The following is a 12,943-nucleotide window of genomic DNA, read 5'->3' as shown; positions in this document are numbered from 1 at the left end:
GGAGAGAGACGATGAATATAAAACGTTGGCTTTTAACGGCAACAACAGTTATTTTAGCTACATTTGGGGTTAGTGCAGTTCCTTCTGTTCATGCTTCTGAAGAAAAAGAAACTGCTTATATAGATGTCGCAGCAGCTACTCTGTGGACAGCACCAGACATCTTGCGGGAAGTGGACGCTCCGTCAGCTACTAATCCTGTAGATATGAGAAAGTGGACCACATCGATGAATTTGAAACAGAAGCAGCAGTTATCTAGCGATGGGATGCTTGAGACACAAGCGTTATATGGAAACAAAGTAACGGTTTTAGACGAACAAGGAGACTGGGTCAAAGTAGCTGTAGACGGACAGCCTACTTCTCGAAATGAATTAGGGTATCCCGGATGGATGCCTACTAAACAATTAACCTATAGCAAAAGGTACGAACAGTATGCAAAGAAGCCTTTTGTAATGGTGACGGCTCCGACTACTTATCTATATCATTCGCCTTCTTTGAAAAAGAAAGGTATTGAAGTTAGCTATAATACGCGCTTACCTCTTTTGGCAAAATCAAAGAGTGCATATAAAGTATTAAAACCAAATGGAAAGACAGCATGGATTTCTACAAAAGCAGGAAAAATCTACGCGTCTCAAAAAGATATTCCTGTACCAACTGGCACGGAGCTTGTTGAAAGTGGAAAGGCATTCTTAAATCTTCCATATTTATGGGCTGGCATGAGTGGTTTTGGATTTGACTGCTCTGGATTTACGTTTACGGTGTACCAATCCCATGGTATTACGATTCCACGTGACTCAGGGCCACAGTCTAGAGCAGGGCAACCAGTAGATATGAACAACCTTCAACCTGGAGACTTATTGTTTTTTGCCTATAACCAAGGAAAAGGAAGCGTCCACCATGTAGCAATGTATGCGGGAGATGGCATGATGATTCATTCGCCGAACTCCGAGCGGACAGTAGAGATTATTCCTTTAAACACGAAGGGATATATTGAAGAGTATGCAGGTGCACGTCGTTATTTACCTTAATCAGTAAGATAAGAAAGAAGCTCTTTTTGTGAAGGGCTTCTTTTTTAATATAGAGTATAGAAAAAAATTAGAAAATTTAGTTTATTTACGTTTAACTACTTCTCAGTAAGGGAAGTAGTTAAACAAGAGAAAAAAATCATTTTTCTTCTTGAAACATATTGACTTTATATGAAAATCGTTATATTATTATAAAGCGTCGTTGAGACATACTTGTAACAACGAAGCTGAAAAAAGAATTTTAAAAAGTTGTTGACATTACGTTGATAACTTGATAAGATAATAAAGTCGCCNGATATTTTCATGAAAAAGAGAGGGGAAATGGTTAAAAACACACTGTTTTATAGAGGAGCTGTAAAAGCGAGTTAAAAGAGAATGAATCGAAAGTTAAAGGAGTGAAAAGCAAGTGGCGATAAATGAAAAAGTTGAAACTCAGCATATGGAACTAATAAAAAAATCAGCACCTAACCCTTCATGGTTGGATAAGCTGTTTCATTTAACCGAACGCAAAACAGATGTAAAAACAGAAATTCTTGCTGGAATTACTACTTTTGTGACGATGAGCTATATTATCTTTGTTAATCCGACGATTTTAGCAGATGCAGGCATTCCAAAAGAAGCGGCAATTGCAGCGACGATTTTTGCCACTGTCTTTGCTACTCTTTTGTTTGCATTATGGGCGAACATGCCTATTGCAGTAGCACCAGGAATGGGGCTGAACGCTTTTTTTACGTATACAGTGGTATTGGGTGAAGGGCTAACGTGGCAAACAGGTTTAGGAGCCGTATTTATTTCAGGGGTTGTATTTTTTATTTTAACGATAACAGGCTTACGCAAGAAGATTATTGAAGGGATACCCGCTATTTTAAAAAGTGCTATTTCTGTTGGAATCGGTCTATTTATTGCTTTTATCGGTTTTAAGCAAGCAGGCATTATTGTAAGCAACAAAGAAAATTTAGTAGCTCTTGGTCAGCTTACAAAACCGGGCCCATTCCTTGCTTTATTAGGTTTTATCGCGGTAACTGTATTAACTGCTCGAAAAATTAAAGGAGCTGCACTGATTAGCATTTTGCTGGTATCAATTGCCGGGATGGTGCTGGGCATAGTAGAAGCACCTAAAAGCATCAGCAGCGTGGTGTCATTTTCAATGCCGAGCATGTCGGAAACTTTTTTACAAATGGATATTAAATCCGCTCTTCATTACGGTCTTTTTTCTATTATTTTTTCATTTACACTTGTGGAGCTGTTTGATAATTTAGGATCGATGATTGGATTATCTAAAAAAGCTGGATTAATGGATGAAAAAGGTGAAATTAAAGGGTTAGATAAAGCGCTTATGGCAGATTCTCTTGCGACAATAGCCAGTGCTGCTATGGGATCTACCGCAATGAACGCGTATGTAGAAAATGCTGCGGGAATTGCAGAAGGAGGCAAGACGGGCCTTAAAGCACTGGTCGTTGCCATGTTGTTTTTAGTGAGTCTTTTATTTACGCCATTAATTAGCATTATTCCTGCTTTTGCTACAGCGCCTATTTTAATTATGGTTGGAGCTCTCATGTTAACGGAAATCAAAAACATCCCTTTAGACGAGATAACAGATGCTGTGCCTGCTTTTTGTACCATTATTTTGATGCCGTTAACGTTTAGTATCGGCGAAGGCTTAGCGCTAGGGTTTTTATCTTATACATTCGTTAAATTGTTAGCCGGCAGGGCGAAGGAAATTCACTGGATTATGTATATGATTAGCGCCGCTTTTATTATCAACTTCGTTTGGGCTGCTTGAGCGCATATATCTAGAGCAAAAAAGACTTCTCAGCTGAGAAGTCTTTTTACTGTTCATGTAAATTTTAATTGCTCTTTTCTTACAGGAATAAAAGGTAGCGAAGAAAGATATATAACGTTGAAATCAAAAGAGATACAAGCATAATTGGAGCTCCAATTTTCAAAAAATCCATAAACGAAAATTTATGTCCTTTTTTTACAGCCATGCCAGCTACAATGACGTTGGCAGATGCTCCAATTAACGTACCGTTTCCTCCCAAACATGCTCCTAGAGCCAATGACCACCATAGTACATTGATTTGAGCAGAATCAGGGCTCATTCCCATTCCATGAGCCATATCTTGAATAAGTGGAATCATTGTAGCAACAAAAGGAATGTTGTCAATAACAGCTGAAGCAATTCCACTAATCCACAAAATGAGATAAGCTGACAGTGCGATGTTGCCGTCTGTAACGTTTAAAGCGCCAGCAGCCAGTTTTTTGATGATGCCTACATCGATTAAGCCTCCGACAAGAACAAACAAACCTGCAAAGAAAATAATGGTTGTCCATTCAACAGAATCAAACGCGCTTTCTACTTCATCATGAGTTCTTAATCCAATTACCAATAGTACAGCAGCACCTGTAATGGCTACCATAGCCGCATCAATATGCAAAACGGAATGCAGGGTAAAACCTAGAATCGTTAAGACGAGTACAGTTAACGATTTTTTCATTAAAACGGAATCTTGAATATAATCTTTTTCATTTAAACTCATCAGCTCTTGCTTTTTGCTATCTTCTACTTTTAATTTTTTGCGATAGATAAGAACAAGAATCCCCAGTGTAACAACACCGATAATTAGCACTGCAGGAGCTAAGTTTAATAAAAAAGCGTTAAAATCAAGATGAGGATTTGCTGCTCCAATCATGATATTAGGTGGGTCGCCTATTAAAGTAGCCGTTCCCCCAATATTTGAAAACAGCACTTCTGATATAAGAAACGGAAAAGGATTAATATTTAAAATAGTAGTAATTGAAAAAGTAACGGGAACAATTAATAAAACCGTCGTTACATTATCTAAAAAAGCAGATCCGACGCCTGTTAAAATTGATAAAATAACTAGAATTCGAACTGGATCACCTTTAGCGATTTTAGCAGACTTGATGGCTGCGTATTGAAACACGCCCGTTTTATTTGTAATGCCGACTAGAATCATCATACCCATAAGAAGGACAATCGTTTCCCACTGAATGTGTTCGGTAATAGCATTATTAAAATCAACAATGCCTAACAAAATCATTAATATAGCACCTAAAAGAGCTGCTGAAGCGCGATTGATCTTTTCAGTCATAATTAAAAAATATGTAATGATAAATATAATAATGGCTGCGTATACATGAAAATTTGTAATGTGTTGAATTGCATTGTGCATAACAGTAACCTGGCGATATGTCATCTAGACATCACGAAGTGTAGATGACAAAAACTTTGGATGTTTTCCAGGTTTTCACCTCATCTTTCATTGTTTAATTTACATCCAACTTTACGGTAAAACTTCTATAAAGCCCGTTTTTCTTTAACCGACCTCCTTTAAAAGCCTTGGTGTTCCTCAAAATTAAGACGATTCCTTCAGCATTATATCATATTTACATAAAAGCTTTCTCGCTAATTATTCAATGTGATTTTCAACCCACACACTTATTATGCACCTTAAATTCAGTTTACATAATTGATTCCTCTAAGATTGGACAAAGTTAGACAAAGTTGGAACAGTGTCCAATTTTGTCTAACTTTATGAGGCCAAATACAATAATAGATTGCTAGTATAAAGGGATTTTACTATTGGCACGGTACTTGCAATAGTAGTTAAGTGAAGTTTGATAATCAAATGAGGAGGCTTACCATAATGAAAACTGCTCAAAACAAAACAGAAAAGCTTACGAAAGAAAAAGCCAGCTGGATGTATCAGAAAATGGTAGAAATTCGAAAGTTTGAAGATGAAGTACATCAAATTTTCGCAAAAGGTGTACTGCCTGGTTTTGTTCATCTGTATGCAGGTGAAGAAGCGGTAGCGGTTGGAATGTGCGCTCATCTTAATGACAGTGACAGTATTACAAGCACTCATCGCGGACACGGCCATTGTATTGCTAAAGGCGGCGATTTAGATGGAATGATGGCTGAGCTTTTTGGAAAGGTAACCGGGTTAGGCAAAGGAAAAGGCGGATCCATGCATATCGCGGATTTAGATAAAGGAATTTTAGGGGCAAATGGAATTGTAGGAGGAGGCTTTCCGCTTGCATGCGGTTCTGCTTTAACTGCTAAGTATAAAAAGACAAAAGATGTAAGCGTTTGCTTTTTTGGAGACGGAGCGGGCAATGAAGGGACGTTTCATGAAGGAATTAACTTAGCAGCCATTTGGAAACTGCCGGTTGTTTTTGTTGCTGAAAATAATGGCTACGGAGAGGCAACTCCATTTTCTTATGCTTCGAGCTGCAGCGCGATTGCAGACCGTGCCGCATCTTATAACATTCCAGGGGTACGAGTGGATGGAAAAGACGTGATAGCAGTTTATGAAGCAGCTGCAGAAGCTATTCAACGAGCCCGCAGAGGGGAAGGGCCAACGTTAATTGAATGTGTAACGTATCGAAATTACGGACATTTTGAAGGCGACGCACAAACGTATAAATCAGGAAATGAAAAGAAAGAACATCTCCAGGAAAAAGATGCTATCGCTCTTTTTGAAAATTACTTGCTTTCAGAACAAGTAATAACAGAACAAGAGCTTAGAGAGATTGAAGGTGAAGTAGAAAAAGCAGTAGAACGCGCAGTTGAGCTAGCAGAAACAAGCGATTATCCTGATGCTTCGGAACTATTAACGGATGTTTATGTATCTTATTAATTAAAGGGGGAAAAGGAAATGACTAGAAAATTAAGCATGTCTGAAGCTATTAATGAAGCTATGAAACTAGCGATGCGAAAAGATGAGAATGTGATTCTTTTGGGAGAAGATGTAGCTGGCGGAGCGGAAATTGACCACTTGCAAGATGATGAGGCGTGGGGCGGGGTTCTTGGAGTGACAAAAGGGCTTGTGCAAGAATTTGGACGTGAACGAATTCTTGATACGCCGATTTCAGAAGCAGCTTATATAGGAGCTGCAATGGGAGCGGCAGCTACAGGGTTAAGACCGGTTGCAGAATTAATGTTTAATGACTTTATTGGCTGCTGTTTAGATCAAGTGCTGAATCAAGGCGCAAAATTTAGATACATGTTTGGAGGAAAAGCTGAAGTGCCCGTCACGATTCGAACGACTCATGGGGCAGGGTTTAGGGCTGCAGCTCAGCATTCTCAGAGCTTGTACGCTTTATTCACTAGCATTCCTGGCATTAAAGTAGTGGTGCCTTCTAACCCTTACGATGCAAAAGGATTATTGTTAGCAGCTATTGAAGACAATGATCCGGTTATCTTTTTTGAAGACAAAACATTGTACAACATGAAAGGAGAGGTTCCTGAAGGCTACTATACAATTCCGTTAGGGAAAGCTGACGTGAAACGCGAAGGAACAGATTTAACCATTGTAGCAATTGGAAAACAAGTAAATACTGCACTTACGGCAGCAGATCAATTGTCTCACAAGGGAATTGATGTAGAAGTAGTCGATCCGCGAAGTCTATCACCTTTTGATGAAGAAACCATTCTTTCTTCTGTAGAAAAAACGAATCGATTAATTGTCATTGACGAAGCCAATCCAAGATGCAGCATCGCAACGGATATTGCCGCGCTAGTTGCTGATAAAGGATTTGACATGCTTGATGCACCTATTAAACGAATTACAGCACCACATACACCTGTGCCGTTTTCGCCTCCATTAGAAGATATTTATCTGCCGACACCACAAAAAGTAATTGAAGTTGTATCGGAGTTACTAGGAGATAAATCGCTTCTAAGCGTGTAATTAAAGAAAAGGAGGAGGAAGCAAATGGCTGCAGAGGTTGTAATGCCAAAACTAGGTATGGCAATGAAAGAAGGAACTGTTTCGACGTGGAACAAAAAAGTTGGAGACTCCGTTTCAAAAGGAGATATGATTGCAAGCATTAATTCTGAAAAAATCGAAATGGATATTGAAGCGCCGCAGGACGGTGTGATTCTTGATATTATTGTACAAGAAGATGTAGGAGTGCCTCCTGGAACGATTATCTGTTATGTTGGAAAGCCAAACGAGCAGCTCACTGAGCAAAACAGTTCAGCAAATGAGCTGCAAGCGCCTAAAAACGAGGTAGCGGCTGCTATCTCGTTAGAAGAGCCACCAGCAGACGCAGCTCCATCAAAAAAGAGGAAAGAAACGGTGCTTATTTCACCAATTGCACGGAAAATAGCAGAATCTGAAAACCTTAATGTTGAAACGATTAAAGGCACAGGACCAAAAGGAAGAATCACCAAAGCAGATGTAGAGAAAGTGCTGGTGGAAAGAGCTTCAGAAGCGAGTCATCCACCAGCAGAAATAGATAAAGCTATAAAAAAAGAAACGCTTCCAGTAGCGGGCATGAGAAAAGTCATTGCAAGTCGAATGCATAGTAGTTTATTAAACAGTGCCCAATTAACAATTAATATGAAAGCTGACGTGACGGATTTGCTGTCTCTTCAACGGGAAATCAAAGATGTGATCCAACAACGCCATAAGGTGAAGATATCTCTAACTGATTTTATTGCTCGCGCTGTTGTTCTTTCACTTCAAGAACATAAACAAATGAACAGTGCCTATATAGATAACGAAATTCATCTCTATAACCATGTTCATCTTGGAATGGCCGTAGCTTTAGAAAATGGGTTAGTTGTCCCTGTTATGCAACATGCTGAAAAGATGTCGTTAGTTGAATTAGCTGCAGAGATCAAAACACGAGCAGCAGATGCTCGGCAAGGTCAGCTGGCCACTGATAGAATGCAAGGTTCTACATTCACTATTACTAATCTCGGTGCTTACGGAGTAGAGTATTTTACACCTGTATTAAACCCGCCTGAAACAGGAATTCTTGGTGTTGGAGCTACTGAAGATGTACCGATGTATAAAGGAGACGAATTACAAAAAAGAAACTTGCTGCCTTTAAGCCTGACGTTTGATCATCGCGTACTGGACGGAGCACCTGCAGCTAATTTCCTTGGAACTATTAAACAATACTTAGAACAGCCTATTTTACTACTCTTATAGAAAGGGGTGCATTCCGTGAAATCTTTAGTTGTGATTGGAGGCGGTCCAGCAGGATATGTGGCGGCAATCACTGCCGCCCGGCAAGGAAAACAAGTTACGTTAATCGAACAAAAAGATTTAGGTGGAACCTGTTTAAATGAGGGCTGTATGCCAACAAAGTCGCTATTAGCAAGCGCGGAAGCCTATGAGAAAATTAAGAAAGCTGAGCAATTCGGCATCAATCTTCCTTTAGAACAAGTGAAAATTAACTGGGATGGCGTTCAGCATCATAAAACAACCATTGTTAAAAACTTGGTCAGGGGAATCGGCTATTTGATGAAAAAGAACAGTATTAAAGTCATAAAAGGAGAAGCTTCTTTTTTGACAAATCATTGTCTAGCCGTGCGAAACGAAAATCACGTAGAAGAGATAGAGGCTGAACAGTTTATTATTGCTGCGGGTTCAGAACCTGCTAGCCTGCCATTTGCTCCTTTTGATGGAAAGTGGATCATTCACAGTAAACAAGCAATGTCGCTGCCTGCTATCCCTTCATCTCTTTTAATAGTAGGAGGAGGTGTAATTGGATGTGAATTTGCAAGCATTTACAGCCAAATGGGAACAAAAGTAACGATTGTGGAAGCAGCAGATCAGCTGCTTCCTGGTGAAGATGCCGACATCGCATTGACGTTACAGGAAGAATTAGAGAAAAAAGGCGTAGGGATTTATACATCCGCTTCGCTAACGGAAATGAAGCCAGAACATAAAACGGCTCTATTTAAACATAAAGAAGAGCTGCATGAACTGCAGGCTGAGTATGCATTAATTTCAATTGGCAGAAAACCTAGAGTGCTAGGTTTGGGTTTAGAACAGGTTGACGTACATTTTTCAAAACAAGGAATTGATGTTAATGAGCATATGCAAACGAATATACCTAATATCTATGCTTGTGGAGATGCAGTTGGCGGAATTCAGCTTGCTCATGTCGCCTTTCATGAAGGCACAGTTGCTGCTTTGCACGCATGCGGAAAAGATAAGAGCGTAAATTATCGAGCTGTACCCCGCTGCATTTATACTCACCCTGAAATTGCAAGTGTCGGTATGACAGAAAAGCAGGCTCGAAGCGAATACGGCGATATTCGCGTCGGAGAATTCTCGTTTACGGCAAATGGTAAAGCAATGATTGCAAATGAGTCCGTTGGAAAAGTGAAAGTAATCGTAGAACCGCAGTTTAATGAAATTATTGGGCTTTCCATTGTAGGTTCACATGCTACAGAATTAATTGGACAAGGAACCATTATGATGCACGGAGAGTTGACCACAGATATAATGGAAGACTTTATCGCTGCCCACCCTACATTATCTGAAGCCATTCACGAAGCTCTTTTGCAGTCGGCGGGTCAGGCCGTTCACTCCTGATTACGCAGGTGCCCAAGTTATTAAACTTTTTGAGGATAAAAAGTAAAAATGAATGATTCAAAAAGATAACTAGAGGATGAAGGAATCACGGAAGCGGTATAGTAGTTTTCCTGCATCCTCGTCTAGTTTCTTTATTAATTTTTACATAACGTGAGTTTAAAAATCTATCATTTGGTAATGATAACGTTTTCTTTGTGATTTATAATAATGGTAACAAGCCTTGATTTACTATATTCAATTAAGTTTATAGGGGAGAGGTAAAAAATGGAATCCACACTTTCTTTAAACACATGGAAACGTTTTGTAAACGAAGGAGCACTTGAACCTTCAAGGTTAAACGACATTATTGTAAAGTCGTGGCATCGTTGTAAAAGCGCAGATGTTAATCCTTACCTAGATAAAGGCAGATCGATTTTAAGAAATGAAGACTTTCATTCTCGAAAACAAATGAACTCTTTATTTCTTGAGACGGCTTTGCCGCACTTAGAAAGAATCAGACAATCAGCGGCGGACTTAGGAATGGTTGCTTTATTAATTGACCCAGAAGGCTATATTTTATCTATTACAGGAAATAGACTTACACTGAATGAAGCAAGGAAAATTAATTTTGTGGAAGGTGCCTGTTGGACAGAAAAAGAAGTAGGCACAAATGCAATCGGTACGGCTCTGCAAACGGAAGAGCCCATTATGATAACGGGTACAGAACATTATTCGATTGCTTCGCATCAATGGAGCTGTTCGGCAGCGCCTGTTCGAAATGACGACGGAAATTTAATTGGGATTATTAATATTTCTTGTCCTGTAAACAGAGCTCACCCTTATACACTTGGAATGGTTACGTCCATTGCGTATACAATTGAGCGGGAGTTAAGCATTCGAATGCACAAAGACGAAATTGAGTTGGTTCACGCTTCTATGAATTTTGTTGATAGCAAACAGCTCTTGCTGCTTTGCAATTACAAAGAAGTGATTGTGGGAGCAAGCAAAACCTTGCGAGAATGTATACCAAAATGGTCAGGTCTGCAGTTAAATACGATTGTACAACAGGGGTTTCCTATAGTGATGGAAGTGCCTGTAATTTCAAAAAGACACGGTCATTCTATTGGAAAGATTATTTATTTATCAGAAGAAGCGCACCACAACCAAACAACTACACAGATCCCTGCTCAATCATTTTCTTTTAAGGGGGAAGCAGGCATAAGCCGTTCCTTTCAGCAAACACTAGAAGAAATAAAGCATGCGGCTCCTACGGATACAACAGTCTATATTTTAGGGGAAACAGGTACCGGAAAAGAAGTAATAGCTCAAACAATTCATGAAAACAGCTCGCGTAAAAACGGGCCTTTTATTGCTCTTAATTGTGGTGCTATTCCGAAAGAACTTATGGAAAGTGAATTATTTGGCTATGTGGAAGGAGCATTTACAGGAGCACGGCGTCAAGGATATCAAGGAAAGTTTGAGCAGGCTAATCACGGTACGATTTTTCTTGATGAAATAGGTGAACTTCCTCATTCTATGCAAGTTTCTTTGTTAAGAGTATTGCAAGAGCGCAAGGTAACGCCTGTTGGAAGCAATCAGGAAATTCCGGTAGACATCCGTATTATTACCGCTACTCATCGAGATCTTCGTCAACTTGTCAGTGAAGGGAAGTTTCGAGAAGATTTATATTACCGGCTTCACGTGTATCCCGTGCATGTTCCGCCTTTGCGAGAAAGGAAAGAAGATATTCCACATCTGATGCGCTACTTTTGTCAAAAGAATGCTTGGAATATGAATTTCCCCAAGGAATTAGTAGATAAACTAATAGATTATCAGTGGCCCGGCAATATTCGAGAATTATTTAATGTACTTGAACGCTTGAAGATCTCGCTTAAAACAGAAGCAGAAAAAGAGAAGATATTGAATTATTTGAGTTCTTTAAGTCTTGGTGGCCAAAAGAACATCTCTAACTCTGATACTTCACAAGAAATAGAAGACAATGATTTTACGTCCCTCCCCGTACTCACATTTCGTGAAAAAGTTCAAAAAGACTTAATGATGGATGCTTTACGTAAAACACAGGGAAATGTGTCACTTGCCGCTAAGCTGTTAGATATACCAAGAAGTACATTTTATAACAGATTAAAAAAATTCAATTTGTAAGCTGAGAGTTCGTAGCTGTTTTAAATTTTTAAATAAGGATAGGAGCTGAGTAGAATGAAAGCATTAAGATGGCATGGCGTTAAAGATGTAAGGTTAGAATATATTGCAGAACCTACTGTCTCTCAAGGAAAAGTGAAAATTAAAGTAGAATGGTGTGGAATTTGCGGAAGTGATTTGCATGAGTACACGGCAGGACCTATTTTTATTCCTACAGAAGAACCCCATCCATTAAGTAAAGATAAAGCGCCGGTTGTGCTGGGACATGAATTTTCTGGACAAGTTGTAGAAATCGGAGAAGGTATTACGAATGTAAAAGTCGGAGACAGAGTAGTGGTAGAACCTATCTATGCATGCGGAGAGTGTGAAAACTGTAAACAAGGAAAGTATAATCTTTGTAATAAAATGGGGTTTTATGGTCTTGCCGGAGGTGGCGGAGGTTTTTCTGAGTATGCCTCTATACCGGTTGAAATGATTCATAAAATACCAGAAGTGGTGTCTTACGAGCAAGGAGCTCTCGTAGAGCCTTCAGCTGTGGCTCTTCATGCTGTGCGTCAAAGCAAACTAAAGGTAGGAGATAAAGCCGCCGTATTTGGGACGGGGCCAATCGGTTTGCTAGTTATTGAAGCGTTAAAAGCATCGGGTGCATCTGAAATTTATGCGATCGAACTATCGGAACAGCGCAGACAGAAAGCTGAAGAACTTGGGGCGATTGTGATTAACCCGCAAGAATACGATCCCGTAGCAGAAGTACATAAGCGCACAGGCGGAGGTGTAGACGTTTCCTATGAAGTGACAAGTGTTCCCTTAGTTTTAACTCAAGCCATTAATTCTACCAAAAGTGGCGGGGAGACAATGATTGTTAGCATATTTGAAAAAGAAGCGTCCATTCATCCTCAAACAATCGTTTTACAAGAGCGTACAGTAACAGGTATTATTGGCTACCGCGATGTATTTCCAGCGGTTATTAGTTTAATGGCAAAAGGCTATTTTTCGGCTGATAAACTGGTGACAAAACGTATCAAGCTAGAGAATGTAATTGAAGAAGGTTTTGAGACATTGTTAAAAGAAAAGGAACAGGTGAAAATTTTGGTGAAAGCTGAATAAAAAAAGAGGCTGGGACAAAAGTATTTTAGACGAAGTAAAAAACGAACCATTGATCAAAATTTTTGATTAGTGGTTCGTTTTTTTGTTAGCGTGAGCGTATGTTCGGTTTGTTTAGGCCCTTCTAGCAGTCGATTGCAGGGCAAGATGAGGAATCCTGCGGGAAAAGCGGAACAGATGAGACCCACAGGAGCGTATGCGACGAGGAGGCTCAGCGCCCATGTAAAGCGAAGTCTTGCACGGAAATCAACTGCCGTGTCATAAGCGGTTCAGCTCATCTATCCTATTTGTTCGTCTTTAGATTGGATTCATTTC

The 12,943-nt window shown here is 39.6% G+C and carries 9 protein-coding genes; 8 read left to right on the top strand and 1 reads right to left on the bottom strand.

Annotated elements, in window-relative coordinates:
* Positions 1-11 precede the first annotated feature (11 nt).
* Both ACFX4W_RS08300 and ACFX4W_RS08295 read left to right on the top strand, forming a co-directional pair.
* Positions 12-1,025, top strand: a complete 1,014-nt coding sequence (locus tag ACFX4W_RS08300; RefSeq protein WP_043978076.1) for a C40 family peptidase — start codon at positions 12-14, stop codon at positions 1,023-1,025.
* A gap of 403 nt (positions 1,026-1,428) precedes the next feature.
* Complete coding sequence (locus ACFX4W_RS08295; protein ID WP_377559342.1) at positions 1,429-2,805, top strand: NCS2 family permease; 1,377 nt, start codon at positions 1,429-1,431, stop codon at positions 2,803-2,805.
* A 79-nt stretch (positions 2,806-2,884) separates the two neighbouring features.
* Here the strand turns inward: ACFX4W_RS08295 and ACFX4W_RS08290 are convergent, their stop codons facing one another.
* Entirely contained in the window at positions 2,885-4,219 is a 1,335-nt protein-coding gene (locus ACFX4W_RS08290) for an ArsB/NhaD family transporter (protein ID WP_043981930.1), read from the bottom strand.
* A gap of 474 nt (positions 4,220-4,693) precedes the next feature.
* Between ACFX4W_RS08290 and ACFX4W_RS08285 the strand changes: the two genes are divergently transcribed.
* The 6 genes from ACFX4W_RS08285 (at position 4,694) to ACFX4W_RS08260 (ending at position 12,631) form a co-directional block, all read left to right on the top strand.
* Positions 4,694-5,686: a thiamine pyrophosphate-dependent dehydrogenase E1 component subunit alpha gene (locus tag ACFX4W_RS08285; protein ID WP_043981931.1), complete on the top strand. Its 993-nt coding sequence runs from the start codon at positions 4,694-4,696 to the stop codon at positions 5,684-5,686.
* An 18-nt stretch (positions 5,687-5,704) separates the two neighbouring features.
* Positions 5,705-6,739, top strand: coding sequence for an alpha-ketoacid dehydrogenase subunit beta (locus ACFX4W_RS08280; protein WP_013082775.1), 1,035 nt, complete (start codon positions 5,705-5,707; stop codon positions 6,737-6,739).
* A 24-nt stretch (positions 6,740-6,763) separates the two neighbouring features.
* Positions 6,764-7,990 carry a dihydrolipoamide acetyltransferase family protein gene (locus tag ACFX4W_RS08275; RefSeq protein ID WP_377559340.1) on the top strand — a complete coding sequence of 409 codons (1,227 nt, stop codon included), beginning with the start codon at positions 6,764-6,766 and terminating at the stop codon, positions 7,988-7,990.
* Positions 7,991-8,005: 15 nt separating this feature from the next.
* Entirely contained in the window at positions 8,006-9,385 is a 1,380-nt protein-coding gene (gene lpdA / locus ACFX4W_RS08270; protein WP_043981934.1) for a dihydrolipoyl dehydrogenase, read from the top strand.
* 264 nt (positions 9,386-9,649) lie between these two features.
* On the top strand, positions 9,650-11,527 hold the full coding sequence (locus ACFX4W_RS08265; RefSeq protein WP_377559338.1) for a sigma-54-dependent Fis family transcriptional regulator: 1,878 nt from the start codon (positions 9,650-9,652) through the stop codon (positions 11,525-11,527).
* Positions 11,528-11,581: 54 nt separating this feature from the next.
* Positions 11,582-12,631: a 2,3-butanediol dehydrogenase gene (locus tag ACFX4W_RS08260; RefSeq protein ID WP_043981937.1), complete on the top strand. Its 1,050-nt coding sequence runs from the start codon at positions 11,582-11,584 to the stop codon at positions 12,629-12,631.
* Positions 12,632-12,943: the final 312 nt, after the last annotated feature.

It is taken from the genome of Priestia sp. YIM B13489, from assembly GCF_042787645.1.
GTDB classification, from domain to species: domain Bacteria; phylum Bacillota; class Bacilli; order Bacillales; family Bacillaceae_H; genus Priestia; species Priestia megaterium.
The sequence above is the reverse complement of the archived record's forward strand: the minus strand, read 5'-3'. Positions and strand labels throughout refer to the sequence as shown.

Bases quoted from the DNA above. Each gene is read 5' to 3' on its own strand.
- ACFX4W_RS08300 (WP_043978076.1), top strand. From the start codon at position 12: ATGAATATAAAACGTTGGCTTTTAACGGCAACAACAGTTATTTTAGCT.
- ACFX4W_RS08290 (WP_043981930.1), bottom strand. From the start codon at position 4,219: ATGCACAATGCAATTCAACACATTACAAATTTTCATGTATACGCAGCC.
- ACFX4W_RS08285 (WP_043981931.1), top strand. From the start codon at position 4,694: ATGAAAACTGCTCAAAACAAAACAGAAAAGCTTACGAAAGAAAAAGCC.
- ACFX4W_RS08280 (WP_013082775.1), top strand. From the start codon at position 5,705: ATGACTAGAAAATTAAGCATGTCTGAAGCTATTAATGAAGCTATGAAA.
- ACFX4W_RS08275 (WP_377559340.1), top strand. From the start codon at position 6,764: ATGGCTGCAGAGGTTGTAATGCCAAAACTAGGTATGGCAATGAAAGAA.
- ACFX4W_RS08265 (WP_377559338.1), top strand. From the start codon at position 9,650: ATGGAATCCACACTTTCTTTAAACACATGGAAACGTTTTGTAAACGAA.
- ACFX4W_RS08260 (WP_043981937.1), top strand. From the start codon at position 11,582: ATGAAAGCATTAAGATGGCATGGCGTTAAAGATGTAAGGTTAGAATAT.